Consider the following 24,354-nt stretch of genomic DNA (forward strand, 5'->3'; position numbering starts at 1 on the left):
TGGCAGGATGACCGCATGCCCGCGCCGACGCCCTCGCTGCACCACTCGGTGCTGGACGAGCTCGGCTCGCAGATCGTGCGCGGCGAGCTCGCGCCGGGCACCACCTTCAGCGCCGACGAGCGGGCGGAGCGGCGCGGGGTCTCCCGCTCGGTGATGCGGGAGGCCGTGCGCGTGCTCGAGACGCTCGGGCTCGTGACCTCCCGCCGCCGCGCGGGGACGCGGGTCCAGCCTCCGGAGTGCTGGAACGCCCTGGACACGCGGATCGTCGCGTGGGGCCTCGACGGCCCGGATCGGCGGCGCCAGCTGCACCAGCTCAGCGAGCTCCGGCTCGGGGTGGAGCCGCTGGCGGCCCGGCTCGCCGCGGCGAACGCGACCGAGGAGCAGCGTCGGGCGCTCACGGAGGCGGGCGACGCCCTCTCGACGCACTCCCGCGCAGCCGACCAGTCCGCCTACCTCGCCGCCGACACCGCCTTCCACCGCTCCCTCCTGGCGGCGTCCGGCAACCGGATGCTCGCGCAGCTGGGCGATCTGGTCGCCGAGGTCCTCGCCGGCCGCACCCGCAACGCGCTCATGCCGCGCGAGGCCGACTCCACGGCGGTGCGGCTGCACCGGGCGGTGGCCGCCGCCGTCGCCTCGGGGGACGCGGACGCTGCGGAGGCCGCGATGCGCGCGATCGTCGAGGAGTCGGACCGGGCGGTGCAGGAGAGCTGACGGGGTTGCACCCCCGCTGCGCCGCGCGCACAGTGGAGCGCATGGTCGAGGGATACACGTCCGCGCAGGTGCGGGCCGCCGAGGCTCCGCACCTGGCCCGGCGGGAGCCGCTGATGCAGCGCGCCGCCGACGGCCTCGCCCGCGAGCTGCGGCTCGTGCTCGCCGGGCGCACCGACCGCTCCCGTCCGGGCTCCGTGCTCGTCCTGGTCGGTCCGGGCGACAACGGCGGAGACGCGCTCTACGCGGCGGCCGAGCTGTCCGCCTCCGGGACCGACGTCGTCCTCGTCCTCACGGCCGAGCGGGTGCACCGCCGGGGCCTCGCTGTGGCGCTCGACGAGGGCTGCGGGCAGGTGTCCGCCGACGACGCGCGCGGCCTCGCGGCGGCGGTGGCGCGTGCGGACGTCCTGGTCGACGGGATCCTCGGCATCGGAGCGACGGAGCCGGCGCTGCGGGGCCGGCCGCGCGTGGTCGTCGGGGCGGTGCTCGACGCGCTGGAGCGGCGGCCCGAGCGCCCGGTGGTCGTCGCGGTCGACTTGCCGAGCGGCATCCATCCCGACGACGGGTCGGTCCCCGATCCGACCGTGCTGCACGCCGACGTGACGGTGACCTTCGGCGCGATCAAGGCCGGTCTGCTGCTGCCCCCGGGCGACTCCTACGCGGGCCGCCTGCGCCTGGTCGACATCGGCCTCGGCCCGGACCTGATCGGAGTGGAGCCCGCTGTCCGCGAGTGAGCGGTGGGCTCAGGACGGAGCGAGCAGGTGCGCCTTCTCCGGGTGCTGCTCGAACCACTGGCCGACGTACCAGCACATCGGGACCACGCTCCGGCCGCCGGACGCCTCGATGTCGTCGACCGCGAACGCGACCAGCTCGCCCGCGAGTCCGCGGCCGCGGAAGGGCGGGGTCGTGAAGGAGCGGACGAGGGAGACGCTGCCGGGCGCCTCGCGGAAGTCGAGGACGCCCACCAGGGCGCCGTCGAGGTGGAGCTCGTAGCGCGACGCGTCGTCCGCCCGGCGGAAGTCCTTGGCCATGCCTCCAGAGTAGGACGGCCCGGGCGGATCAGGCCTCGTCGCCGAGCATCTCGCCGTCGACGTAGAGCCAGCGGCCGTCCTCGCGCAGGAAGCGGCTCCGCTCGTGCACGAGGCCGGGGCCCGCGGCCGAGCGGTAGGAGGCGCGGAACTCGACCAGTCCCTCCTCGTCGCCCTCCCCGCCGAACGAGGTGTCGACGATCTGGAGCCGGCGCCACTGGACGTCGGGATCGAGGTCGATCCGGCGCGGCCGGGTCGAGGGCTGCCAGCTCGCGAGCAGGTAGGGGGCGCTGCCGAGGACGTTCGCGCTGTAGCGGCTGCGCATCAGGCGCTCCGCCGTCGGCGAGGGCTCCTCGCCGAGGTGGGCGGGGCGGCAGCAGTCGGCGTAGTGGCGGCGGCTTCCGCAGGGGCAGGAGTCGGCGGGGTGCATCCGGCCAGTGTGACAGGCGGCGCGGCGCCCCCGGCTCGGCGCGGCTCCGGCGAGCGCCGGGACTCCCCGCGCCGGCCAGGTGTGCATCCCCTCCACATCCGCTCCGTTGCCTTGAGGGTGCCGCCGGATCCCGGCAACGTGGCCCCCTCATCGACCACGGACGGAAGGAACGACCCGATGCTCACGCTCACCGACAACGCCAGCACCGTCGTCAAGACCATCACCGGGCAGACCGAGACCCCCGTCGAGGGAGGCCTGCGCATCAGCGGCACCGATCTCGACGCCCTCAACTTCGCTGTCGCGGTCGCCGCGGCCCCCGAGTCGACGGACGCCGTCGTGGAGCAGGACGGAGCGCGCGTGTTCCTCGACGTCGCCGCCTCCGTCGCTCTCGGCGACAAGGTCCTCGACGCGCAGGTGGACGAGGGCGGCTCGGTCAGCTTCGGGATCGCTCCGCAGGACTGACCCCGACGACCGGGAGGCCGCCCCCACCGCACTGCGGGAGGGCGGCCTCTGTCGTCCCCGGGATCAGGAGAGGACGTCGCGGGTGGTGAAGCGGCCGATCGCGAGCGACCCGAACACGGCGACGTAGGCGAGCTGGAGCAGGGCGTTCTCGCCGAACGAGCTCCACGCGATCGGATCGCGCAGGAGATCCGCGAAGTCGAACCACCGGTCCGTCAGCAGGAACGGGTGGAGGGCGTCCAGCTGCGAGAGCGAGCCGACGATCTGCGCCGCGATGGAGACGACGACGGTGGCCGCCATGGCGCCGACCGGCACATCCGTCAGCGTCGAGATGAAGAGGCCGATCGCCGAGAGCCCGACCAGCGAGAGCGCCGCGTACACGGCGATCGCCAGGGCCCGGCCGATCGCGTCGCCGAGCGGGACGGTGCTGCCGGAGAGCAGCGTCACCGGTCCCGCCGGGAAGAGCGCCAGCCCGATCAGGATCCCGACCACCATGACGGTGAGCGCTGCGGCGAGGCAGAAGGCGAGGGAGGCGGCGAACTTCACCGCGAGCAGCCGCACCCGGCCGACGGGGCTGACCAGCAGGTAGCGCAGCGTCCCGAGCGAGGCCTCGCCCGCGATCGCGTCGCCGGCGACGACCCCGACCGTGAGCGGGAGGAACAGCGGCACGGCGACCGTGATCGCGGCGAAGCCGGTGAAGAGGCCGTTGCCGGCGATCGCTCCCACGAAGGACGGTCCGCCTCCGCCGCCGCCCGAGAGCCGCACCGCGACGGCGAGCAGGATCGGGATGGCGGCCAGGGCCGCGAGCAGCGCCCAGGTGCGGCGCCGGCGGAAGAGCAGGGCGAGCTCGGAGGCGAGCAGCGACCCGATCCCTGAGCGGCGGGCGGTCGCGTCAGCGCTCGACATCGAAGCCCTCCCCGGTCAGCTCGACGAAGCGCTCCTCGAGTGAGGGGCGGCGGACGGCGAAGCCGCGGACGCGGACGTCGGCCTGCACGAGGTCGGCGACCAGCGTCTCGGCCGCGAGCCCGGGCGGAAGAGCGGCGACGACCAGCGGCGGATCGGCGGGATGCGGGCCCGGCGCGGTGCGCGGCTCCAGACCCCGGGTGTGCAGGGCCACGATCGCGCGCTCGCGGTCGGGCGTCAGCAGCTCGACCGATGCGGCGTCCCCGCGCAGCTCGTCGAGCCCGCCCTGGGCGACGAGGCGCCCGGTGCGCATGACGGCGGCGTGGGTGCAGAGCTGCTCGATCTCGGCGAGGAGGTGGCTGGAGACGAGGACGGTCGTGCCGTCCTGATTCAGCCCGCGCACGAGAGCTCGGACCTCGCGGGTGCCCTGCGGGTCGAGGCCGTTCGTGGGCTCGTCCAGCACGATCAGGTCGCGCGGCGAGAGCAGGGCGACCGCGATGCCGAGCCGCTGCTTCATGCCCAGCGAGTAGGAGCCGACCTTCTTGCGGGCCGCGGCCGAGAGACCGACGCGGGCGAGGGCCTCCTTCGCGCGGGTGTCGCGGGTGCGGGACGAGGTGCCCGCCTCCGCGGCGTCGAAGCGCCGGAGATTCGCCGCTCCGGAGAGGAACGGGTAGAAGCCCGGCCCCTCGACCAGCGCGCCCACCCGGGGCAGGACCTCGGCCGCGCGGCGGGGCATGGCCTGCCCGAGGACGGTGATGCTGCCCGCGGTCGGCGCGGCCAGGGCGAGCAGCATCCGGATCGTCGTGGTCTTGCCCGAGCCGTTCGGGCCGAGGAAGCCGAAGACGGCACCGCGAGGGACGGCGAGGTCGAGACCGGAGACCGCCTCCTGGCGCCCGAAGCGCTTGGTGAGGCCCCGCGTCTCGACCGCGAGCTCGCCCGCCGTCACCGAGCGGAGGCCGCGTCGCGGAGCGTCTCGGCCGGGACCGCACCGGCGAGGACGCGTCCGTCGTCGGTGACGAGGACGGTCAGCAGAACGGAGGAGAGGACGCGGCCGCCGTCGACCGGCGTGGTGACCGCGTCGAGCGAGGAGAGCGCGTCGGTGTCGCCCGCGGGCAGCTCGACGACGCTCGTCCAGCCGGAGCCCGAGGTGACGACGTCGGAGTGCCCGGCGGTGTCCGGGGCGGAGACGTCCGGGGCGTCCGTCGCGTCGTCGACCGGAGCGGCCTGCTCCGTCACCTCGGCTCCGACCGGGGGCGTGAAGGAGAAGAGGGACGAGTCGGGCGTCGAGAAGTCGATGCTCGTGTACGCGACGCTGAACGCGGGAGCGGTGCCCCCGCGAGCGGTCACGGCCACTCCGAGCGGGAGGCCCGTCTCGCCGTCGACCGAGACGGTCACGGAGCCCACCAGGGTGCCGCTGTCGCGGGGCGTGAGCACGAGCTCGTACGCGTCGCGCCCGGCGACGCTGACGTCCGAGCCGACCGCGACCGTGGTCGTCGGGTCGATCGCGGCGAGCAGCTGCTCGGCGGCGGACGAGGGCGTGACGACCTGGTCGCGCGGGGAGGCCTCGGGGGCGCCGCCCGCGGGAGGCGCGAGGTGAGTGGCGGTGTTCGCGCTCGAGTCGTAGATCCAGACTCCGTCGGTCGTCGAGGCGACGACGTCGCGCTCGGCCAGCCGGTCGAGCACCTGGAGGCGCGCACCCTTCTCGGCGTCGACGTACACGCGCGCCTGGTGCGAGCCGGTGGCGAGCTCGACGAGGGAGTCGGCGGGGTCCGCGGACGCCGAGCCCGCAGAGCCGCCGAGCGCCGAGAGGTCGGGCAGGCCGAGGTCGGAGGTCTGCTGGATCTCGCCGGAGAACGCCGTGGTGCCGCTCTCGGCGACGAAGGCGAGGAGGTCGGCTGCGGACTTCCCGGGGAGGTCCCCTGCGGCGCTCGCCGAGAGGGGGAGGGCGACGGCCGCGGCGACGACGACCGCGGGGACGACGGCGACGGGCGTCCAGCGCTTCCAGTCAATGCTCATGCCGGGAACGCTACGCCTCGAATCTCCGCGGCGGGCCCGGAACATCCCGGTCCACAGCCTTCCGGAAGGGGGTGCGGCCGGACACCGCGGCCGGGATGATCAGGGCATGGACCTCCCGTTCGCGCTCCCCCTCGCCCCGATGCTCGCCAAGGCCGTCCCGGCGGTGCCGGAGCAGACCGCCGTCGCGGGCGGATACTCCTACGAGCCGAAGTGGGACGGGTTCCGCGCGATCGTCTCGGTCGCCGGCGGGGAGTGCGAGATCGGGAGCCGCGGCTCCAAGCCGCTGACGCGGTACTTCCCCGAGCTCGTCGAGGCCTTCCTCCGGCTGCTCCCCGACGGCTGCGTGCTCGACGGCGAGATCGTCCTGGCGACCGGTGAGCCGGGAGCGCAGCGGCTCGACTGGGACCTGCTCTCGCAGCGCATCCATCCGGCCGCGAGCCGCGTGACCGTGCTGGCGGAGACCACCCCGGCGATGCTCGTCGCCTTCGACCTGCTCGCCGTGGACGGGCGCAGCCTGCTCGAGGAGCCGTACTCGGCACGGCGGGAGGCGCTCGCCGCGGTGATGGCCGGCGTCACGCATCCGCTGCACCTCGGCCGCACCACGGACGACGAGGCCCTGGCACGCGACTGGCTGGAGCGCTTCGAGGGCGCAGGACTGGACGGCGTCGTGGCGAAGCCCCTGGCCGCGCCCTATTCTCCTGGGAAGCGCGCCGTGCTCAAGGTGAAGCACCACCGCACGGCAGACGTGATCGCGATCGGGTACCGCGAGCACGCCTCCAAGCCCGGCGTGGGCTCGATCCTGCTCGGCCTGCACGGCGACAACGGAGAGGTCCGCCAGGTCGGCGGGACGTCAGCCTTCAGCGACGAGCGTCGTGTGCAGCTGCTGGAGGAGCTCGCACCCGCGGTGGAGCGCGACGCGGAGGGAGTGCCGGTGCGCGGCGAGGGCGAGCGGAGCCGGTTCTCGAGCGGCCGCGACACCTCCTTCGTGCGCCTGCGTCCCGAGCTCGTGCTCGAGGTCCGCTACGACCAGCGCGAGGGCGACCGCTTCCGGCACACCGTGCAGTTCGAGCGCTGGCGACCGGACCGCGACGCCGCCTCCTGCACCCTGGAGCAGCTGGAGCAGCCGACCGCGTACGACCTCGGCGACGTCCTCGGCTAGGCCTTCTTCGCGCGGCTGGGCTGCACGCGCGGCGGCTCGCCCGGCATCTTCGGGAAGTCGGGCGGGAACGGCAGCTCGCCCAGGCCCGCGGCGACATCGCGCTCCCACCAGCCGAGCAGGGCGTCGAGGCGGCCGGAAGCGTCGTGCATCCGGGCCCACGGGTCGCCGCGCTCGGCGAGGCGCGCCGGGACCGTGCGGATCGTGAAGGCCCGCGGGTCGACGCCGTCGAGCTCGTCCCAGTCCAGCGGCGTGGAGACGGGAGCGTGCGCGAGCGGCCGCGGGCTGTAGGCGCCGGCGATCGTCCGGTCGCGGTTCGCCTGGTTGAAGTCGACGAAGATCCGCTCGCCGCGCTCCTCCTTCCACCACGCCGTCGTGACCTGCTCGGGCATCCGCCGCTCCAGCTCGCGCGCCGCGGCGATCACCGCGTGGCGCACGTCGAGGAACTCGTGCTCGGCGAGGATCGGCGCGAAGACGTGCAGGCCGCGGTTGCCGGACGTCTTCACGAACGGTTCGAGGCCGGCCTCCCGCAGGACCTCGCGCAGCGCGTGAGCCGCGACGACCGCGTCGGCGACGTCGGTGCCGGGCTGGGGGTCGAGGTCGATCCGCAGCTGGTCGGGCAGGTCCGGCGCGTCGGCGCGGGACGCCCACGGGTGGAAGACGACGGTGTTCATCTGCGCCGCCCAGACGGCGGCCGCGGGCTCGTCGATCACGAGCTGCGGATGCACCCGCCCGCTCGGGTACGTCACCGGGACGGACCGGACGTACTCGGGTGCGCCCTTGGGCGGGTTCTTCGAGAAGAACTGCTCGCCCTCGATCCCGGAGGAGAAGCGCTGCAGCGAGACGGGGCGGCCGCCGTTCGCCGCGACGAAGGCCTCGCCGACGGCGATCAGGTACTCCGCGACCTCGCGCTTGGTGATGCCCGGCTCAGGGAAGAGCACGCGCTCAGGGCTCGAGATCCGCACCTCCCGCTCGCCGTGCGGTCCAGGGACGGTGAGGACGACGGCGTCGCTGCTGGGCATCTGCTGAGGCTAGCCCGCGGCGCCGCCCGGCGACAGGGGTCCTCCGGGGCGCCTCCGCAGCCGGATCGGGCCCTTCGCGCGAGAGGGGTCGACGACCTGTCCGCCCTGCACGATGTCGATCTCGCCCCGGTCGACCAGGCGACGAGCGGCCCGGCGCACCGGCTCCATCAGCGGCCGCCACTCCTCGCCGCCGACCCGGCGCGCGACCTCGGACGGGCACGCCGTCGACGACGCCGCTCGCGCGAGCAAGACGGTGCGGATCTCCTCCTCGAGGCGCGCCTCCTCCGGACCGACTCCGCGACGGCGGCAGGCGTCCGAGCAGTAGCGGACGTCCTCCCAGTCGCGCGCCCACTTCGCCCGCCACTCGATCTCGCGACCGCACGAGGCGCAGGTCTTGCTCTCGGGGTGCGCGGTGGACGTGCGCTGACGGTGGGCCATGCCGTCGAGTCTGCGGGCCCGGAGGGGCGACCGCGACGGGTTGCGCTCAGGGCGAGCAGCGGGTGTGCGATCTGCAGGACTCGGTTCCATCTGCAGGACTCCGTGCCGTCTGCAGGACTCCGTGCCGTCTGCAGGGAAGATCTGCAGGCGAACCGGCCTGCGGCAGACAGGATCATGCGGCAGAGATCGCTCTCTGCGCACCATCGCCTGCAGATCGCACCGGGTCCTGCAGATGGCACGGGGACCTGCAAATGGCACGGGGACCGGCAGATGGCACAGGGTCCTGGAGATCGCGCGGGCGAGCAGCCGGTGGCGGACCGGCACCCGCGGCCCGGGATCGGCGTTCCCCGAGGTAGCGGCGTCATACTCCGCAATGGGGCGGCCCTCCCCCGGCCGGTGCGCCAGTCTGGAAGGGCCGTGCTGCGGCGCGACGGCGGGCCACCACCCCGTGCCGCACCCTCGATCGATCAGGAGCCTCCGATGAGCCGCGAGAACCTCGCCACCACGCCGGACCGCGAGCCGGAGCACCGCGCCTTCGCCGGACTGTCTCCGGAGGACTTCAAGCTCGCGTTCCGCAACCACGCCGCCGGAGTCGCGCTGATCACCGCCGACCCGGGCACCGGCCCGGTCGCCCTGACCGCGACCTCCGTCTTCTCGGTGAGCGCCGAGCCGCCGCTGTTCGTCTTCTCGCTCTCCTCCGCCTCGTCCAGCTCTCCCGCCATCCAGGCGTCCGAGACACTGGTGGTGCACCTGCTCGGGGCGGAGCAGCTCGACCTGGCGCGCCTGGGGTCGACCAGCGGCATCGACCGATTCGCCGACACCTCGCTCTGGTCGCGGCTGCCCACGGGCGAGCCGTTCTTCCCGGGCGCGGCCGCCTGGATCCGCGGCACGGTGATCAACCGGATGGAAGCGGGATCGTCGACGATCGTCGCCGTGCACGCCCTCGAGGCCAATGTGCCCGAGGGCTCCGAGTCAACTGCTCCCCTCGTCTACCACAACCGCACCTGGCACCACCTCGGCGAGCACTCCCGCCTGGGCTGAGGCGCGCCACTCCTCAGAAGTCGCGGTAGGCGCGCTCGACAACCGCAACATTCGCGTACTCGCGGGCACGCCTCCCAGAGGCACCGTCCCGGCTGCGCGAGAACGCAGAAGTCGTCGTCGAGTACGACAACTCTCGCGTTCTCGACGGGCGCGAACCCGTCTGCCCACGGGCAGACCGCCGACTCTCCACACGGTGCGGTAGTGGCACGCGACTTTCGCGTACTCGCGGGCTCGTCGGCGGGAAGGCGCTGACCTGCGCCCGAGAACGCAGGAGTTGTCGCAGTCGGACGTCGAGGACGACAACTCCTGCGTTCTCGACGGCCGGAGGACGTCCGCGCGCCGACGGGCCGCCCACACTCCAGAAGTCGCGGGAGTGGGACGCGACTACCGCGACTTCTGAGGAGTGGGTGCGCCGGCGAATCGAGAACGAGGAGAGTGCGTGCTACGCGGACGGGCCCGTCGCGACCGGGCGACCGGGGGTGTTCGACCACTGCGACCACGAGCCGGGGTAGAGGCGCGGCGCGAAGCCCGCGAGCGTCAGCGCGACGGCGTCGGCGGCGGCCGTCACTCCGGAGCCGCAGTAGACGCCGACCGGAGCATCGGCCCGCACGCCGACCGCCTCGAAGCGCGCGCGCAGCTCGGAGGACGGGAGGAAGCGGCCCTCGGAGTCGACGTTGTCGGTCGCCGGCGCGTTCAGCGCCCCCGGGATGTGCCCGGCGCGCGGGTCGATCGGCTCGACGTCGCCGCGGTACCGCTCGGGCGCGCGGGCGTCGAGCAGCACGCCGTGAGAGGGGAACGCGGCCGCCGCGTCGATGTCGAGCACCGGCAGGGCACCGTAGGCGAGCTCCACGTCGCCGCGCACCGGAGTCACGGGACCGGTCTCGAGCGCGCGCCCCGACCCGGTCCAGGCGCGGAGCGACCCGTCGAGCAGGCGCACCTCGGCGACTCCGGCCGCCCGCAGCAGCCACCACGCGCGGGCCGACGACAGGTTCTTCAGGTCGTCGTAGACCACGACCGCCTGGCCCTGGCGCAGGCCCCAGCCGCGGGCCGCCTCCTGCAGCGCGTCGATCGGAGGCAGCGGGTGCCGCCCGTCAGCCGGGTCGCCGTGCTCGGCCAGCTCGTGATCGAGGTCGACGTAGACGGCTCCGGGCACGTGCCCGTCGAGGTACGCGGGCCGGCCGTCGGGGCGATCGAGGCGCCAGCGCACGTCGAGCACGAGCGGCGGCTCGGGCGACGCGAGCGCCTCCTCGAGCTCCTCGGGCGTCACGAGCACGTCGCGCCGATCGGGGAGAGCGGAGCCGGAGCGGTCGGAGCCTGAGAGCGCAGTGTCGGAAAGTGCAGGGTCGGAAAGTGCAGTATCGGGCAGAGCAGGGTCGGAAAGCGCAGTATCGGGCAGAGCAGTGTCGGTCATGACGGTCCTTTCGAGTGCGCTCACAGCGCGGTTGCGGGATTCAGGATGCCCTGAGGATCGAACAGCCGCCGCACCGCGCGCTGCAGGGAGACGACATCGGGGCCGAGCTCGCGCCTGGCCCACTCGCGCTTCAGGCCACCGACGCCGTGCTCGCCGCTGACGGTGCCGCCGAGCTCGAGGGCGAGGGCGAACACCGCCTCGGCCGCGGCGTCGGCCTGCGCGCGAGCCGCGTCGGTCTCGTCGCGGAGGCGGATGATCGGGTGCAGGTTGCCGTCGCCGGCGTGCGCGAACACGTACACGTCGGCGCCGGTGTCGGCGGCGATCGCGTGGATCCGCCGGATCGCCTCGGCGAGACGCGACCGGGGCACGGCGATGTCCTCGATGAGGACCCGGCCGCCCGCCTCGACAGCGGGCAGTGCGTCGCGGCGCGCGGCCGCCAGGGCGAGCCCCTCGGCGGCGTCGAGGGTCGTCTCGACGCTCGCCGCGGTCGCCGCGAGGACGGTGCGGACCGCCTCGATCTCGTCGGCCGCGCCGAAGCCGTCGGTCTGCACGAGGAGGAACGCGCCTCCGCGGGCCGCCAGATCGGAGCCGCGCAGCGCGTCGATCGCCTCGAGGGTGCGGTCGTCGACGAGCTCGAGCACGCTCGGGCGCAGGCCCGCGAGCGCGAGCGCGACGGCGGCCTCGGCTCCCGCGGCGACATCGGCGAAGAACGCCGCGGCGGTCGCGGTGACGCGGGGCCGAGGCAGGAGGCGGAGGGTCGCGCCGACGACCACGCCGAGGCTCCCCTCCGACCCGACCACGAGGGAGGTCAGGTCGAGGCCGACGACGCCCTTCACGGTGTCGCGGCCGAGGTGGACGAGCGAGCCGTCGGCCAGGACCACGTCGAGGGCGAGCACCGCGTCGCGCGTCACTCCGTACTTCGCGCCGCGCAGCCCGCCCGCGTTCGTGGCGATGTTGCCGCCGATGGTCGAGATCTCGACGCTGCCGGGGTCGGGCGCGTAGAGCAGGCCGTGGCGGGCGGCGGCGCGGTCGAGGTCGGCGGTGATCACCCCGGGCTCGACCCGTGCGACGCCGTCGACCGGGTCGATCGAGAGGATGCGGTCGAGCCCGGAGACGTCGAGCACGATCACGCCCTCCCCCGCGCTCGCGGCGCCCGCGAGGCCGGAGGCGGCCCCTCGGGTCACCACGGGGATCCCGTGGGCGGAGGCGTACGCGAGCGTCGCGCGGACCTCAGCGACATCGCGGGCGCGCACCACTCCGACCGGATCGCCCGCGGGCGACCAGCCCGAGCGGTCGGCGTGGACGACGGCGGGCGCGATCTCGAGGATCGGCACGATGTCGGGGGCGGGCGCGATGTCGGGGGCGGAGGCGATGGCGCTCACGCCTCCACCCGCGTGATGATCGCAGCGGTCGCCGCCGACGCCTTCACCCGCTCGAGGAACAGGACCACGGTCGCCGCGGCCGAGCGGTGAGTCGCGTCGTTCAGCGCGTCGTGTCGCCCGTCGGCGAGGAGGTGGATCTCGGCGCGCGGGGCCGTGCGGTAGACGGCCACCGCCTCCGCCACGGGGCTGATCGCGTCGGCCTCGCCGTGCAGCGCGAGCAGCGGGGCGCGCACGGCGCTCGCCACGACCGAGAGCAGCTCCGGAGGAAGCACCGCGTCGCGCGCGACCGCATCGGCCTCGCGCGCGAGCACCCCGGCGTGGGTCGGGCAGGCGGTCCGCTCGGCGACGCCCTCGCCTCCCTCGGCGCGGACGGGCAGACCGGCGACGATCACCGCGTCGACCGCCTCGGGGTGGGTCGCGGCGAGCTCGAGGGCGACCGCCGCGCCCGCGTCGGAGCCGACCAGCACCAGGGGTGAGACGGCGGCGGGGTCGTGGAGGAGCTCGAGCGCCGCCTCCCGGATCCCCTCGACGGTCGCGTCGCCCAGCGCGCGAACGCGGTAGGCGTCGCGAGCGAGCCGGGTGCCGAGGCGCTCGTAGACGGCCGGCGTCTCGCCTCGGCCGCCGAGGACGATCAGTGTGCCTCGGGGTCCGATGCCCTCGGGCTCGTCGAAGCGCTGGACGAGGGGGGCGGGGATGGTCAGGGTCATGCGGGGACTCCTTCGGGAGAGGGGACGGAGAGCTCGGCGAGCGGGAGCGGCGCGACGGCCGCCTCCCGACCGCGGAGCCCGAGGAGGAGCTGCAGGCGCTCGCTCACGGGAACGGCGACGCCCGCTCGGCGGGCGAGCAGCACGACTTCGCCGGTGAGGTGGTCGACCTCGCTTCCGGCGCCGCGGGCGAAGCTCTGCCAGGTCGAGAGACGACCGGCGGTGTGGCCGGTGACGGGGTCGACCCGGAGGCGAGTGCCGTCGTCGGCGGCGATCGTGCGGCCGTTCGCGGTGAGCGCGAGGCGCGCCTCCGCCACGAGCGTGTCGCGAAGCGCGCTGCGCTCGTCGTCGGAGCCGGTGAAGAGGTCGAGGCCGTTGACGGCGTTCGCGAGCAGCTTCCGCGCCTTCCACGCGCCGATGTCGGGCACGGCCCGCGCCGCGAAGCCCGCATCGCGGAACGTCGCGGCGAGCGCCTCGGCCCGGGGGTCGTCGGCGTCGGGGTGTCGGCCGATCCAGAGCGCTCCGACCGTCGGGAACGACGGCGACACGATCTCGCCGGGGGTGAGGAAGCTGGCCGCGATGCCGATCGAGACGCTGAACACGTCGGCGAAGCGGCGCAGCGCCGCGTCCTCGGCGGCAAGTCCGTTCTGGAAGGTGAGCACCGGCAGCTCGCTGCCCGCTCGCCCGCCGACCAGCGGCGTCCACGCCCACTCGGCGAGCGCCGCCTCGGCGTCCTGCGCCTTCACGGTCAGCACGAGCACGTCGCCTCGGCGCGGTGCCGCCTCGAGCGGTCCGCTCGCCACCGGCACCCGCACCGTCTCGTCGCCGGCCGGCCGTCGGAGGCGCAGCCCGCGCTCGCGGACCAGGCGGAGGTGCTCGCCGCGCGCGATCAGCACGACGTCCTCCCCCGCGAGATGCAGCTGCGCCGCGACCACCGAGCCCACGGCCCCGCCGCCGATGACGAGGAAGCGCCGGCTCACGAGGTCACCGCCGACACTCCGGGGATCGCCGCGAGGAGCGTCCGGGTGTACTCCGACTCGGGCGAGCGGAAGACGCGGGAGGTGGTCCCCGCCTCCTCGACCCGGCCGCGGTTCAGCACCACGATGTCGTGCGAGACGTCGGCGACGACCGCGAGGTCGTGCGAGATGAAGAGGTAGGCGACTCCGAGGTCTCGCTGCAGCTCGACCAGCAGCTCGAGGATCTGCGCCTGCACCGACACGTCGAGCGCCGAGACCGGCTCGTCGAGCAGCACGAGATCCGGCCCGAGTGCGAGCGCCCGGGCGATCGCGACCCGCTGGCGCTGGCCGCCCGAGAGCTCGGCGGGCAGACGGGAGAGGAAGGAGTCGGGCAGCCCGACCCGGTCGAGCAGCTCGTGGGCGCGGGCGAGGCGGGTGAGGCGATCGCCGACTCCGAACGACACCAGCGGCTCGACGACCGACTCGAGCACGGTGAAGCGCGGGTCGAGCGCCGCGAACGGGTTCTGGTGCACGAGCTGGATGCGCCGACGCAGCGGCCGCCACTGCTTCTCGCCGGCGTGGGTCAGGTCGGCCCCCTCGACGAGCACGCGGCCGCCCGACGCGCGCTCGAGGCCGAGGGCGATCCGCAGCGCGGTCGTCTTGCCCGAGCCCGACTCCCCCACCAGCGCGAGCGTCTGCCCGGCGCGCACCGAGAACGAGACGTCGTCGAGCGCACGGAAGTCGGCGCGCCGCCCGGGGAGCGCGAAGTCCTTGACGACCTTCTCGATCCGCAGGATCTCGGGAGCCGGCTCCACCTGATCGAAGCGCGGCACGATCGCCCCGCCGTGCCCGAGCCCGGGTGCCGCGTCGATCAGAGCGCGGGTGTACTCCTCCCGCGGCGCCACGAGGATCTCGGCCGGCGGACCCTGCTCGATCACCCGGCCGCCCCGCATCACGAGGACGCGGTCGGCCCGGTCGGCGGCGACCGCGAGGTCGTGCGTGATGATCAGCAGCGCGATCCCCTGCTCGCGGACGAGCGACTGCAGGTGGTCGAGGATCCGCTTCTGCACCGTCACGTCGAGCGCCGAGGTGGGCTCGTCGGCGATGATCAGCCGCGGCTTCCCCGCCAGCGCGATCGCGATCAGCGCGCGCTGGCGCAGGCCCCCCGAGAGCTCGTGCGGGTACTGCCGGGCGCGCAACTGCGGATCATCGATCCCCGCCTGCCCGAGCGCCTCGAGCACCTCGGCGTCGACCGCGCGGCGGTCGACCCCCCGCAGGCGCACCGCCTCGGCGACCTGGGCACCGATCCGCAGGGTGGGGTCGAGGCCGACCATCGGGTCCTGCGGCACGAGCCCGACGACGCGTCCCCGGAGGCGTCGCAGCTCCATCTCGGAGGCGCGGGTGACATCGCCGCCGGCGATCTCGATCGAGCCGCCGAGGATCCGCCCGGACGCGGGCAGCAGCCCGAGCACGGCGTTCGCGGTCGTCGACTTGCCCGACCCCGACTCGCCGACCACGGCGACGATCTCGCCCGGGGCGATCTCGAGCGAGACCTCGTGCACGACGGTCTGCTCGCCGTAGGCGACCGACAGGCGATCCAGCCTTACGAGGGCGCTCATCGCTGCACCTCCTCGACGGTCTTCGCCACGTGGTTCAGCGAGAAGACCAGGAGTCCGACGAACAGGCCGGGCAGCAGCGAGAGCCAGGGGCTGGTCACCAGGTAGTTGCGACCGCTCGAGATGAGCGTGCCCCACTCCGCCGCGGGAGGAGCGGCACCGAAGCCGAGGAAGCTCAACGCGGCGACCGCGATGATCGCGGTCCCGAGATCGAGCACCGCCAGCACGGCGACCGGGCCCCACGAGTTGGGGAGCACGTGCCGCACGAGGATGCGCAGCCGAGTGGCGCCTCCGGTGCGGGCGGCCTCGACGTAGGGCAGCGTCTTCACCCGCAGGACCTCGGCGCGCGTGGTGCGTGCGAAGCCCGGCAGGATCCCGATCCCGACGGCCAGCGCCACCGGCAGTGTGCCGAAGCCGATCGCGGTGACGATGGCGAGCGCCAGCAGCAGCCCCGGGATCGCGAGGAGCACGTCGACGATCCGCATGATGACGGCGTCGACGACTCCGCCCGCGTAGCCCGAGACGACGCCGAGCGCGAGGCCGCCGATGAGGGCGATCGCGATCGCGATCACGGTGGCCTGGATGGTCAGCGCCCCGCCGTGCAGAACGCGCGCGAACAGGTCGCGGCCGAGCTCGTCGGTGCCGAAGAGGTGCGCGGCGCTCGGCGCCTGCAGCTTGTCGACGGGCGCCGTCGCAGTCGGGTCGTAGCCGGTGAACAGGGCCGGGGCGATCGCCGAGACCAGCACGAAGACGGCGAAGGCGAGCGCGATCACGAACCCGGGGCGGCGCAGGAGGAGCCGTGCGGTGCGGAGGCGCCGCGCGCTCCTTCCGTGCGGGGCGCGCTCGCGGGGCTCGGGCGCGACCGTCGCGGCGGTCTCGGTTCTGGTGAGTTCGAGCGTCATGGCCGGCTCGCCTTCGCTGTCGTGGTTATGCGCGGATCGAGGAGGGGGTAGAGCAGGTCGACGAGGAGGTTGATCCCGACGAAGACGGCTGCGGCCAGCACGACGACGGCCTGCACCACCGGCACGTCCTGGGTGAGCACCGACTCCTGAGCGAGCGTGCCGATGCCCTGCCGGCCGAAGATCGTCTCGGCGACGATCGCACCGGTGACGGTGTTGCCGGCGAGGATGCCGAGGATCGTCAGAGTCGGCAGCGAGGCGTTGCGGAACGCGTGCCGCCACTGCACCGCAGCGCGGGAGAGCCCCGCCGCGCGGGCGGTGGTGATGTACGCCTCCCGCTCGACGTCGGCGAAGCTGCGGGTCAGCACCTGCGCGAGCATCGCCGAGGTGGGGATCGCCATCGTCACCGCCGGCAGGATCAGGCTCGCCGGCGTCGCACTGCCCGTGGAGGGCAGCAGGTGCAGCGTGAAGGCGAAGAACTGGATGAGCAGCAGGCCGATCCAGAAACCGGGGAACGCGACTCCCGCGGAGGGCAGCCGGCTCAGCAGCACCTTGAGCGGTCGCCACTGCACGTACGCCGCCAGGTAGGCGAGCGCCGTGCCGCCGACGAGTGCGAGCCCGATCGCGAGGGCGCTGAGCTGGAGGGTTCCCGGCAGCTTCTCGACGATCAGCTGGGTCACCGGGATCCCCTTCGTGATGGAGGTGCCGAAGTCGCCCCGGAGCGCGTTGCCGAGCATGTGCAGGTACTGCTGCCAGACGGGCTGGTCGAGGCCGTAGCGCGCCTGCGCATCAGCGAGCTGCTGCGCAGTCAGAGAGTCGACCTCGACGTTGTTGGCCGAGAGCAGCAGCGCGAGCGGGTCGCTCGGCAGCAGCCACAGCACGGCGAAGGTCACCGTGTAGGCGGCCCACAGCACGAGGACCGCCTGGCCCAGCCGCCCGACGAGGTAGCGGCCGAGGCCCGAGGGGGCCGAGCGGAGGCCCGGCCTCCCCGGTGCCGCGGGTGTCGCGAGGGTCGTCACGGCTGGATCCAGGTCCCGGCGAAGTCGCCGAACGCCTCCGAGGTGAAGCGGAAGCCGTGCACCGCCGACGAGACGCCGGCCAGCTGCACCCGCTCGGCGAAGGGGAAGACGAGCGCGTTGTCGAGCAGGTAGTCCTGCAGCCGGCCGTAGACCGCCGCCCTGGCCGTCGTGTCGACGGTCTGGACGCCCTCGTCGAGCAGGGCCTGCACCTCGCTCGCCTGCTCGGGGGTGAAGTTGTTCACGGCCTGCGCCTTCGATCCTGCGTACCGGGAGTCGATGATCCACTGGATCACTCCCGGGTCGGCCCGGGTGTAGTAGGTCGAGATCAGGTCGTAGTCGCCGCTGTTGAGCACGTCCGCGCGCTGCGCGTTGGTGATCACGTTCAGCTCGAGGTCGATGCCGACCTGCTTGAGCTGGTCCTGGATCAGCTGGTCACCCGCGCCGAACTGCGCCACGATCGGCACCGAGAGGGTGAGCTTCTGCCCGTCCTTGTGGCGGTAGCCGTCGTCACCGAGTGCCCAGCCCGCCTCGTCGAGCAGCTCGCCGGCGCCGTCGGCGTCGAAGGCCAGTGGCGAGGACTCGTCCTTGGAGAAGGGCGTGGTCGTGTTGTAGACGCTCGTCACCGCCGGATAGCCGGCGCCGAAGATCGTCGATGCGTAGGTCTCGCGATCGATCGCCTTCTGCACCGCCTCGCGCACCGTCTGATCCGAGAGGATCTTCCCCTCCGACACGTTCGGGTAGTAGTTGCTCGCGGGGCCCGGCAGCGACCGGCTCTCGACGGTGTCGCCGTTGCCGGTGATCACCGCCTGGTCGTTCTCGGAGATCGGGTTCCGGCCCCAGGCGATGTCGATCTCGTCGCTCGAGAGCTGGCCGACGCGAACGCTGTCCTCGGCGACGTAGCTGACGTCGATGCCGTCGAGGTACGCCTCCCCCGTGTTGTCGCGGAGCGGGGAGCCCCAGGCGTAGCCGGCGCGCTTGTCGAGCGTGATCCCGGTGCCCGGGGTGTAGTCGGTGAGGGTGAAGGGCCCGGAGCCGACCACGGCACCGAGGCAGCGCTCCTCGGGCGTCTTCTCGTACGAGGAGGCGGCGAGGATCGCGAGGTTGGTGGTCGAGGTGCCCTGGAGGAACGCGGCGTTGGGGGTCGAGAACGTGACCTTCACGGTGTCGGCGTCGACCACCTCCGTGCCCGAGTAGCCGGCCAGGTAGACGCCGCCGTAGGCAGCGGGCAGCTGCGCGAGGGTCGCCTGGTCGTTGTCGAAGGCGGTCTTGACGCTGTCGGCGGTGAACGCCGTGCCGTCCGAGAACGTCACGTCGGTGCGCAGATCGAAGGTGTACTCGGTTCCCGCGTCGTCGACGCTCCAGGCGGTCGCGAGCCACGGCTCGATCTCGCCCGTCTCAGGGTCCTGGTCGGTCAGGGAGTCGGCGACGTTGCGGATCACCGTGCGGTGCTCGATCCAGTAGGTCTGGAACGGATCGACGCACGAGAACGCGGCGTTGTCGGGGAAGAAGGCGAGCGAGAGCCGGCCGCCCGAGACCGGGGTCGCGTCGTCGGTGGCGGTGCCCGCTTCGGAGGATCCGGAGCAGGCGGTCAGGGCGAGGGCGGCGGCGAGGGTGAGCGCGGTCGCGCCCGCCCAGCGGGATCGTCGGTGAGTCATGGCTGTGTCTCCAGAGCAGGGGATGTCAGTGGGAGGAGTCAGTGGGCGGCGGCGGCGAGGGTGCGCGTGCCGGCGATCAGGAGGGCGGCGTCGTCCTGCGGCGGGTGCACGCGCGAGGCGAGGACGTCGCGCAGGTGGCGTTCGAGCGGGTTGTGCCGCGTGAGTCCGGGGTTGCCGAGGGCGGCGACGGCGGTCTCGACCGCCGTGATCGCCGAGCGGGTGGCGAGCAGCTTGCCGACGACGAGGCGCTCGGCGGCCGTCGGATCGCCCGCGTCGACGCGGGCGGCGAGCGAGAGCAGCACCTCCTCGGCCTGCACGAGCTGCGCCTCGATCTCGCCGGCGACCGAGCGGATGCGCTCCGTCGTCGCGATCCGACGCCCGAGCGAGGTCGGGATCCGCTCGTTCGCGAACCGCACGAAGAAGCTCTGCGCCGCCCGCCCGACGCCCACGTAGAGCGCCGCGACCGCGAGGCCGAAGCCTCCGCCCGCTCCCGCCTCCGGAGCGAGCTGCGAGCGCGGGGTGCCGCGGAAGTGCTCGAACGGCAGGCGGACCTGCTCGTAGACCACGTCGTGCGTGCTCGAGGCGCGCTGGCCGAGGTGGTCCCACGTCTTCTCGATCCGGACGCCCGGAGCATCTCCCGGGACGATCGCGTGCGCGAGCTCGGGCTCACCCGAGGCGCCCTGCAGGTCGACCGCCCAGACCAGGTGGTAGGCGAGCCCCTCGGAGCCGGTGGCGAAGCCCTTGCGTCCCTCCAGCACCCACTCGTCGCCGTCGCGACGGATCGTCGTCGCGGGCAGACCGCCGCGGGCGGGGGCACCCCACTCGGGCTCGGCCCGCACCGCGTTCAGCAGCACCGGGCGCTCGGCGGAGTCGGCGAGGACGCGGCGGTACAGCCCGTCGGGCCAGGTCGCGCCGCGGTCCTGCGCAGCGTGCTGCAGCACGGTCATCGCCGAGATCAGCGCGACCGCCGGGTCGCCCTGACCGAGCGCGCCGAAGATCCGGACGAGGTCGAGAGTCGAGGGCGGGGTGCCGCCGTAGCGAGTGCCGACCGCGACGGTGAGCAGTCCCGCGTCGTGGACGGCACGGATCCCCTCCCACGGGAACTGGGCGGTGCGGTCGTAGCGCTCGGCGGTCTCGGCGAGGCGGGCGGTGAGCCGGGCGAGCGCCCGGTCCGAGAGGTCGGGGGTGACGCGGGCGGGCGTGTCGAGCAGCGTCACGCGCTCGCTCCGATCAGCTCGGTGCTCTCGAGCGGAGGCTGCGCGACGATCTCGCCGCGGCGGCCGGTGACCTCGCGGTGCGCGAGCTCCTCGCGGACGAGCGGGATGATGTGGCGCCCGTAGTCGACCGCGTCGTTCAGGTTGTCGTAGCCGCGGATCGAGATCAGATCGGCGCCGAGGTCGACGTAGTCGAGGATCGCGGCGGCGACGGTCTCGGGCGTGCCGACGAGAGCGGTGGAGGCGCCCTGCGCTCCGGTCGCGGTCGCGGTCGGCGTCCAGAGGGCGCGGTCGTGCAGATCCTTGCGGCGCGCGATGTCGAGCAGGCGCTGCGAGCCGACGTTAGCCGGACCGTTCGCATCGGGCGTCTGCACCCACAGGCCCTTCCTCGGGTCGGCGGTCGCGGCCGAGCGCCCCTGCAGGATCCCGAGGATCCGGTGCGCCTTCTCCCACGCGAGCTCTTCGGTCGGCGCGATGATCGGCCGGAAGGTGACCCAGGTGCGCGGGGTGTCGGGGCGGCCGGCCGCGAGTGCGGCGTCGGCGATCCGGTCGATCTGCTGCTGGGTGTCGGCGAGCGGCTCGCCCCAGAGCCCGAAGATGTCGGCGAGCGCGCCGCCCTGACGGTAGGCCTCGTCACTCGAGCCCCCGACCGAGACGGGGATGCTCCCCCGCACCGGCCGCACCCGCGAGACGAAGTCCTCGAAGCGGTAGTAGGTGCCCTCGTGGTCGAACGGCTCCGTGGCCGACCAGACCTGCCGGAGGATCCGGATGTACTCCTCCTGGCGGGCGTAGCGCTCGACCTTGGTCAGGCGGTCGCCCTCGCGGGCCTGCTCGTGGTCGTTGCCTCCGGCGATGAAGTGCACGACTGCGCGGCCGTTCGAGAGCTGGTCGAGCGTCGCGAGCGCCTTGGCGGCGACCGTCGGGTAGATCGTGTTCGGGCGGAGCGCGACGATCGGCTTCAGGTGCTCGGTGCACTGCGTGACCGCGGCGGCGATGGTGAACGGGTCGTGCCCGGCCGAACCGTAGGGCACGAGCGTGTAGTCGAAGCCGCCGTCCTCGAGGATCCGCGAGTAGCGGCGGAGGTAGGCAACGTCGATGCCGGGCTGGGTAAGCCCGTTGACCTCGTTGGAGCTGTTGACGTTGATCGCGGAGATGAACTCGACGGCCATGGTGGTGTCCTTTCGACAGGAGGTGCGCGAGGGCGCGGAGAAGAGCTCGCGGGCACGGCGGAGCAGCCCGGAGGAGGGAGGTCGACGGCGCTGCTCGAGGAGCGCGGGTCGCGTGCGGCGGAGTCCGCCGCGTCGGTCGGAGAGCGCGACGCGGGAGCGTCAGTGCGGGCGACGCGGAGACGTCAGCACCGGGCGGTCAGCGAGAGGCTGGACAGGAACATCCGCGCACCGACGCGAAGGGGTTCCCGCCCACCGGCATTCGGCCCGGGCGCATCCGGCCGGCCGCTGCGTCGACGCGCGCCGCTCGGACCGCGCCGGAGGGCGCAGTCGAGACGAGGGCACGCGGGGAGGTCATGTCGTCGACGCTACGGGCGGCGAGCCCGCGGCGTCCAACGATGATTCCGGATGCGTTCCGATCGGCGAACCCGATCGTTGGTAAGAATTCGTCATGTTCGAGCGTGCTCACGAGCGGACCTCGCGCAGCGGCGTCCTGATGGGGGACGGGCCGAACAGCTCGACGAGCGCGGCGAGCGCCGTGTCCTCGACATCGGGCGCGAGTCCGCGGCGCGAGACCAGCCGGAGGTTCACCGAGCCCAGAGTGGGCAGGTCGCGCCGCGCCTCGAGTCCGTCGGCGACGGCGCCCTGGTGCGAGGTCGGCAGCACCGCGACTCCGATGCCCGCTCTCGCCGCAGCGATCACGCCCTCGAGCCCCGCGGACTCGGCGACCACCCGCACCTCGTGCCCGAACGCTCCGAGCTGCTGCAGGGCGCGCTGGCGCATCCCGCACGGCTCGGAGTAGGCGACGAGCGGGATCGGGGCGCCCTCGGCGGGCTGCCAGCCCGGCGCCGCGTACCAGTCGAGCGGCAGCGTCGCGATCTGGCGGCCCGGCAGGTCACCGCCGACCCCGAGGATGACCGCGAGGTCGACGACCCCGCGGGCCACCGCCTCCGCGAGACGGGTGGAGCGCTCGAGCGAGAAGGTGAGCGGACGGTCGTCGAAGGCGCGGCGCAGCGTCTCGAGCAGCCGGGGCAGCAGCTGCTCGGCGGCGGGCTCGGTGAGACCGAGGGCGAGCGGGTTCTCGCTCGCCGCATCGAGGGTCTCGAGCGCATCGTCGTGGACGGCGAGGATGCGGCGGGCCTGCACGAGGAGGCGCTCACCGGCGGGGGTGAAGCGGGCCTTGCGCCCCACCTTCTCGATGAAGGTGCGCTCGAGCCGGCGCTCGAGGGTGCGGACGTGCTGCGACACCGTCGGCTGGCTGATGTGCAGCGCGACGGCCGCGCGCCCGAAGCCGCCGCAGTCGGCGATCGCCACGAGCGTGCGCAGGTGGCCGATGTCGAGGGTCTCGGGCATCCCCCGACGCTACTGACGGCCCGCGCCTGCCGGGATCGCGACCGCAACACGCCGACATGTCCAGGAGACGACGGAGCGGACGAGACCTCGGAAGGACCCGTCCGCTCCGGAGGATCGGACTCAGTGCGCGATCACCGGCTCCGCCCCGGGAGTCGTCGCGATCGCGTCCGACCTGCGGCGGAACAGCAGCACCGACAGCACCGCGCCGAGGGCGAAGAATCCCGCGCCCCAGCCGTACGCCACCGCGTAGCTCTGCACCGCGGCCTCCGCCACCGTGGTCGCCGTCGCCGGAGCGTGCGAGGCGAGGTAGTCGGTCACCGCGGTCGCCGCGAGCGTGTTCAGCAGCGCTGTGCCGATCGAGCCGCCGACCTGCTGGCTCGTGTTGACCATCGCCGAGGCGACCCCGGCGAAGCGCATGTCCACTCCGCGGGTCGCCGTCTGCATCGAGCCGGGCATGATCGAGCCCATCGCGAAGCCGAGCACCATCAGGGCGGGGAGCACGTCGGCGGCGTACGCGCTGTCGAGGTCGAGGCGGGTGAGCAGCAGCATGCCGACCACACCGAGGACCATTCCGGACGGGACCATGATCTTCGGGCCGAGGCGGGGCAGCAGCAGATTGGTGCCGAGCTGCGCGGCGAGGACGAGCATCCCGATCATCGGCAGGAAGGACAGCCCCGTCCGGACCGGCGAGTAGCCGAGCGAGACCTGCAGGTAGTAGGTGACGAAGAGGAAGATCCCGAACATGCCGGCGCCGGCGATGAGCACCGAGAGGTAGGCCGCGCCGCGATCGCGGTCGAGCACGATCTGCAGCGGCAGCAGCGGGTGGTCGGCGGTGCGCTGCCGGGCGACGAACCCGGCCAGGAGGACCACGGCGGCGGCGAGCGGACCCCAGGTGAGCGGAGAGCCCCAGCCGTCGGTCTCGGCGTTCGCGAAGCCGAAGACGAGCCCGAAGAGAGCGGCCGAGACCAGGAGGGTGCCGGGCACGTCGAGGCGCGGCCGCGGCCCGCTCCGCTCGATCGGCGGGACGAAGACGACGGCGCCGATGATCGCGACGACGGCGATCACCACGTTGATGTAGAGGTTCCACCGCCAGTCGAAGCTCTCGGTGAGCACACCGCCGAGGAGGAGCCCGACCGCACCGCCCGCTCCGGCGATCGCGCCGAAGACGCCGAAGGCGCGCGCCCGCTCCTTCGGCACGGTGAAGGTCGTCGTGAGGACCGCGAGCGCGGTCGGGGCCAGCAGAGCGCCGAACACGCCCTGCAGGGCACGGGCCGCGATGAGCAGCTCGAAGTTCGGCGCCGCACCACCCAGGGCGGAGGCGATGGCGAAGCCGATCAGGCCGATGACGAAGGTGCGCTTGCGGCCGATCAGGTCGGAGAGGCGTCCGCCGAGAAGGAGAAGGCTGGCGAAGGCGAGGGAGTAGGCGGTGACGACCCACTGGCGGTCGCCGTCGGAGAAGCCGAGGTCGGCCTGAGCGGCCGGGAGGGCGATGTTCACCACGGTCGAGTCGAGGACGACCATCAGCTGGGCGAGGCCGACGGCCACGAGGGTCCACCAGCGGCGGTCGGAGCGGGCCGGGACCGCGGGGGCGGCCGGCGGCGAGGAGGTCTGCGTCATGAGGAGGACCATATACGAGACTGACTAGTTCCGGAACTGCGGAGTTCTTCATTTAGCATGGAGATCGCACGGGGCCGGTCGCGAAGATCACGGCGTGGTAGTGCCGCTTGAGATCCTCGAGCGTGATGTCGGTCCCGAAGTGCACGTTGCCGAAGATACGG

General features: G+C 73.6%; 24 protein-coding genes. 5 read left to right on the forward strand and 19 right to left on the reverse strand.

The window, feature by feature from the left end; all coding sequences use genetic code 11:
- The first annotated feature begins 15 nt into the window (after nucleotides 1-15).
- On the forward strand, nucleotides 16-711 hold the full coding sequence (locus tag C5D08_RS07395) for a FadR/GntR family transcriptional regulator (RefSeq protein WP_104276473.1): 696 nt from the start codon (nucleotides 16-18) through the stop codon (nucleotides 709-711).
- Between the two features lie 41 nt (nucleotides 712-752).
- The gene (locus C5D08_RS07400) at nucleotides 753-1,442 is read left to right on the forward strand and encodes an NAD(P)H-hydrate epimerase (protein ID WP_104276474.1); all 690 of its coding nucleotides are present in this window, start codon (nucleotides 753-755) and stop codon (nucleotides 1,440-1,442) included.
- A 9-nt stretch (nucleotides 1,443-1,451) separates the two neighbouring features.
- On the opposite strand, the gene C5D08_RS07405 is transcribed toward C5D08_RS07400, so the two are convergent.
- Together C5D08_RS07405 and C5D08_RS07410 are read right to left on the reverse strand one after the other, a co-directional pair.
- On the reverse strand, nucleotides 1,452-1,739 hold the full coding sequence (locus tag C5D08_RS07405) for a GNAT family N-acetyltransferase (protein WP_104276475.1): 288 nt from the start codon (nucleotides 1,737-1,739) through the stop codon (nucleotides 1,452-1,454).
- Nucleotides 1,740-1,767: 28 nt separating this feature from the next.
- Nucleotides 1,768-2,166 carry a YchJ family protein gene (locus C5D08_RS07410; protein ID WP_104276476.1) on the reverse strand — a complete coding sequence of 133 codons (399 nt, stop codon included), beginning with the start codon at nucleotides 2,164-2,166 and terminating at the stop codon, nucleotides 1,768-1,770.
- Between the two features lie 177 nt (nucleotides 2,167-2,343).
- On the opposite strand from C5D08_RS07410, the gene C5D08_RS07415 reads away from it, so the two are divergent.
- Entirely contained in the window at nucleotides 2,344-2,628 is a 285-nt protein-coding gene (locus C5D08_RS07415) for a hypothetical protein (protein ID WP_104276477.1), read from the forward strand.
- 63 nt (nucleotides 2,629-2,691) lie between these two features.
- On the opposite strand, the gene C5D08_RS07420 is transcribed toward C5D08_RS07415, so the two are convergent.
- From C5D08_RS07420 to C5D08_RS07430, 3 genes are read right to left on the reverse strand one after another with little or no spacing between them, the layout of a single operon-like run.
- Nucleotides 2,692-3,531: an ABC transporter permease gene (locus C5D08_RS07420; RefSeq protein ID WP_104276478.1), complete on the reverse strand. Its 840-nt coding sequence runs from the start codon at nucleotides 3,529-3,531 to the stop codon at nucleotides 2,692-2,694.
- Nucleotides 3,518-4,474, reverse strand: coding sequence for an ABC transporter ATP-binding protein (locus C5D08_RS07425; RefSeq protein WP_104276479.1), 957 nt, complete (start codon nucleotides 4,472-4,474; stop codon nucleotides 3,518-3,520). Before C5D08_RS07425 ends, C5D08_RS07420 begins: the two co-directional genes overlap by 14 nt.
- Nucleotides 4,471-5,544 (reverse strand): DUF2092 domain-containing protein, encoded by a 1,074-nt coding sequence (locus C5D08_RS07430; RefSeq protein ID WP_104276480.1) that lies wholly within the window; start codon nucleotides 5,542-5,544, stop codon nucleotides 4,471-4,473. Before C5D08_RS07430 ends, C5D08_RS07425 begins: the two co-directional genes overlap by 4 nt.
- 106 nt (nucleotides 5,545-5,650) lie before the next feature.
- Between C5D08_RS07430 and C5D08_RS07435 the strand changes: the two genes are divergently transcribed.
- The gene (locus C5D08_RS07435; RefSeq protein WP_104276481.1) at nucleotides 5,651-6,703 is read left to right on the forward strand and encodes an ATP-dependent DNA ligase; all 1,053 of its coding nucleotides are present in this window, start codon (nucleotides 5,651-5,653) and stop codon (nucleotides 6,701-6,703) included.
- Here the strand turns inward: C5D08_RS07435 and ligD are convergent.
- The gene (gene ligD / locus C5D08_RS07440) at nucleotides 6,700-7,722 is read right to left on the reverse strand and encodes a non-homologous end-joining DNA ligase (RefSeq protein ID WP_181109979.1); all 1,023 of its coding nucleotides are present in this window, start codon (nucleotides 7,720-7,722) and stop codon (nucleotides 6,700-6,702) included. The two genes, C5D08_RS07435 and ligD, sit on opposite strands and share 4 nt — an antisense overlap.
- 9 nt (nucleotides 7,723-7,731) lie before the next feature.
- Entirely contained in the window at nucleotides 7,732-8,160 is a 429-nt protein-coding gene (locus tag C5D08_RS07445; protein WP_104233370.1) for a DUF2256 and DUF3253 domain-containing protein, read from the reverse strand.
- 480 nt (nucleotides 8,161-8,640) lie between these two features.
- On the opposite strand from C5D08_RS07445, the gene C5D08_RS07450 reads away from it, so the two are divergent.
- Nucleotides 8,641-9,201, forward strand: coding sequence for a flavin reductase family protein (locus tag C5D08_RS07450; RefSeq protein ID WP_104276482.1), 561 nt, complete (start codon nucleotides 8,641-8,643; stop codon nucleotides 9,199-9,201).
- 442 nt (nucleotides 9,202-9,643) lie between these two features.
- Here C5D08_RS07450 and C5D08_RS07455 read toward each other — a convergent pair whose 3' ends face one another.
- The 12 genes from C5D08_RS07455 to C5D08_RS07510 all read right to left on the reverse strand — a co-directional run bounded on the left by C5D08_RS07455 (nucleotide 9,644) and on the right by C5D08_RS07510 (nucleotide 24,193).
- A complete protein-coding gene (locus C5D08_RS07455; RefSeq protein ID WP_258067347.1) occupies nucleotides 9,644-10,474 on the reverse strand; it encodes a sulfurtransferase in 831 nt (276 codons plus the stop codon).
- 158 nt (nucleotides 10,475-10,632) lie between these two features.
- On the reverse strand, nucleotides 10,633-11,994 hold the full coding sequence (locus C5D08_RS07460) for an FAD-binding oxidoreductase (RefSeq protein ID WP_258067348.1): 1,362 nt from the start codon (nucleotides 11,992-11,994) through the stop codon (nucleotides 10,633-10,635).
- Entirely contained in the window at nucleotides 11,991-12,701 is a 711-nt protein-coding gene (locus C5D08_RS07465; protein ID WP_104276501.1) for an alpha/beta hydrolase, read from the reverse strand. The genes C5D08_RS07460 and C5D08_RS07465 overlap by 4 nt, the downstream gene beginning before the upstream one ends.
- Nucleotides 12,698-13,678, reverse strand: coding sequence for a ketopantoate reductase family protein (locus C5D08_RS07470; RefSeq protein WP_104276484.1), 981 nt, complete (start codon nucleotides 13,676-13,678; stop codon nucleotides 12,698-12,700). The genes C5D08_RS07465 and C5D08_RS07470 overlap by 4 nt, the downstream gene beginning before the upstream one ends.
- Entirely contained in the window at nucleotides 13,675-15,273 is a 1,599-nt protein-coding gene (locus C5D08_RS07475) for an ABC transporter ATP-binding protein (protein WP_104276485.1), read from the reverse strand. Before C5D08_RS07475 ends, C5D08_RS07470 begins: the two co-directional genes overlap by 4 nt.
- Nucleotides 15,270-16,172 carry an ABC transporter permease gene (locus C5D08_RS07480; protein WP_104276486.1) on the reverse strand — a complete coding sequence of 301 codons (903 nt, stop codon included), beginning with the start codon at nucleotides 16,170-16,172 and terminating at the stop codon, nucleotides 15,270-15,272. Before C5D08_RS07480 ends, C5D08_RS07475 begins: the two co-directional genes overlap by 4 nt.
- On the reverse strand, nucleotides 16,169-17,188 hold the full coding sequence (locus tag C5D08_RS07485) for an ABC transporter permease (protein WP_104276487.1): 1,020 nt from the start codon (nucleotides 17,186-17,188) through the stop codon (nucleotides 16,169-16,171). Before C5D08_RS07485 ends, C5D08_RS07480 begins: the two co-directional genes overlap by 4 nt.
- A complete protein-coding gene (locus tag C5D08_RS07490; protein WP_104276488.1) occupies nucleotides 17,185-18,843 on the reverse strand; it encodes an ABC transporter substrate-binding protein in 1,659 nt (552 codons plus the stop codon). Before C5D08_RS07490 ends, C5D08_RS07485 begins: the two co-directional genes overlap by 4 nt.
- Nucleotides 18,844-18,881: 38 nt before the next feature.
- A complete protein-coding gene (locus C5D08_RS07495) occupies nucleotides 18,882-20,060 on the reverse strand; it encodes an acyl-CoA dehydrogenase family protein (RefSeq protein WP_258067349.1) in 1,179 nt (392 codons plus the stop codon).
- Nucleotides 20,057-21,226, reverse strand: coding sequence for an LLM class flavin-dependent oxidoreductase (locus tag C5D08_RS07500; protein WP_104276489.1), 1,170 nt, complete (start codon nucleotides 21,224-21,226; stop codon nucleotides 20,057-20,059). Before C5D08_RS07500 ends, C5D08_RS07495 begins: the two co-directional genes overlap by 4 nt.
- A 462-nt stretch (nucleotides 21,227-21,688) precedes the next feature.
- A complete protein-coding gene (locus tag C5D08_RS07505; protein ID WP_104276490.1) occupies nucleotides 21,689-22,576 on the reverse strand; it encodes a LysR family transcriptional regulator in 888 nt (295 codons plus the stop codon).
- A gap of 120 nt (nucleotides 22,577-22,696) precedes the next feature.
- Complete coding sequence (locus C5D08_RS07510; RefSeq protein WP_258067350.1) at nucleotides 22,697-24,193, reverse strand: MFS transporter; 1,497 nt, start codon at nucleotides 24,191-24,193, stop codon at nucleotides 22,697-22,699.
- Between the last annotated feature and the right edge of the window lie 161 nt (nucleotides 24,194-24,354).

Source organism: Rathayibacter sp. AY1B6, assembly GCF_002932755.1.
Lineage (GTDB): Bacteria > Actinomycetota > Actinomycetes > Actinomycetales > Microbacteriaceae > Rathayibacter.

What these genes read in the sequence shown, in the direction of transcription:
- C5D08_RS07480 (WP_104276486.1), bottom strand. Translation starts at nt 16,172, where the DNA reads ATGACGCTCGAACTCACCAGAACCGAGACCGCCGCGACGGTCGCGCCC.
- C5D08_RS07450 (WP_104276482.1), top strand. Translation starts at nt 8,641, where the DNA reads ATGAGCCGCGAGAACCTCGCCACCACGCCGGACCGCGAGCCGGAGCAC.
- C5D08_RS07500 (WP_104276489.1), bottom strand. Translation starts at nt 21,226, where the DNA reads ATGGCCGTCGAGTTCATCTCCGCGATCAACGTCAACAGCTCCAACGAG.
- C5D08_RS07445 (WP_104233370.1), bottom strand. Translation starts at nt 8,160, where the DNA reads ATGGCCCACCGTCAGCGCACGTCCACCGCGCACCCCGAGAGCAAGACC.
- C5D08_RS07405 (WP_104276475.1), bottom strand. Translation starts at nt 1,739, where the DNA reads ATGGCCAAGGACTTCCGCCGGGCGGACGACGCGTCGCGCTACGAGCTC.
- ligD (WP_181109979.1), bottom strand. Translation starts at nt 7,722, where the DNA reads ATGCCCAGCAGCGACGCCGTCGTCCTCACCGTCCCTGGACCGCACGGC.
- C5D08_RS07420 (WP_104276478.1), bottom strand. Translation starts at nt 3,531, where the DNA reads ATGTCGAGCGCTGACGCGACCGCCCGCCGCTCAGGGATCGGGTCGCTG.
- C5D08_RS07410 (WP_104276476.1), bottom strand. Translation starts at nt 2,166, where the DNA reads ATGCACCCCGCCGACTCCTGCCCCTGCGGAAGCCGCCGCCACTACGCC.
- C5D08_RS07465 (WP_104276501.1), bottom strand. Translation starts at nt 12,701, where the DNA reads ATGACCCTGACCATCCCCGCCCCCCTCGTCCAGCGCTTCGACGAGCCC.
- C5D08_RS07475 (WP_104276485.1), bottom strand. Translation starts at nt 15,273, where the DNA reads ATGAGCGCCCTCGTAAGGCTGGATCGCCTGTCGGTCGCCTACGGCGAG.
- C5D08_RS07510 (WP_258067350.1), bottom strand. Translation starts at nt 24,193, where the DNA reads ATGACGCAGACCTCCTCGCCGCCGGCCGCCCCCGCGGTCCCGGCCCGC.
- C5D08_RS07490 (WP_104276488.1), bottom strand. Translation starts at nt 18,843, where the DNA reads ATGACTCACCGACGATCCCGCTGGGCGGGCGCGACCGCGCTCACCCTC.
- C5D08_RS07430 (WP_104276480.1), bottom strand. Translation starts at nt 5,544, where the DNA reads ATGAGCATTGACTGGAAGCGCTGGACGCCCGTCGCCGTCGTCCCCGCG.
- C5D08_RS07395 (WP_104276473.1), top strand. Translation starts at nt 16, where the DNA reads ATGCCCGCGCCGACGCCCTCGCTGCACCACTCGGTGCTGGACGAGCTC.
- C5D08_RS07400 (WP_104276474.1), top strand. Translation starts at nt 753, where the DNA reads ATGGTCGAGGGATACACGTCCGCGCAGGTGCGGGCCGCCGAGGCTCCG.
- C5D08_RS07435 (WP_104276481.1), top strand. Translation starts at nt 5,651, where the DNA reads ATGGACCTCCCGTTCGCGCTCCCCCTCGCCCCGATGCTCGCCAAGGCC.
- C5D08_RS07505 (WP_104276490.1), bottom strand. Translation starts at nt 22,576, where the DNA reads ATGCCCGAGACCCTCGACATCGGCCACCTGCGCACGCTCGTGGCGATC.
- C5D08_RS07415 (WP_104276477.1), top strand. Translation starts at nt 2,344, where the DNA reads ATGCTCACGCTCACCGACAACGCCAGCACCGTCGTCAAGACCATCACC.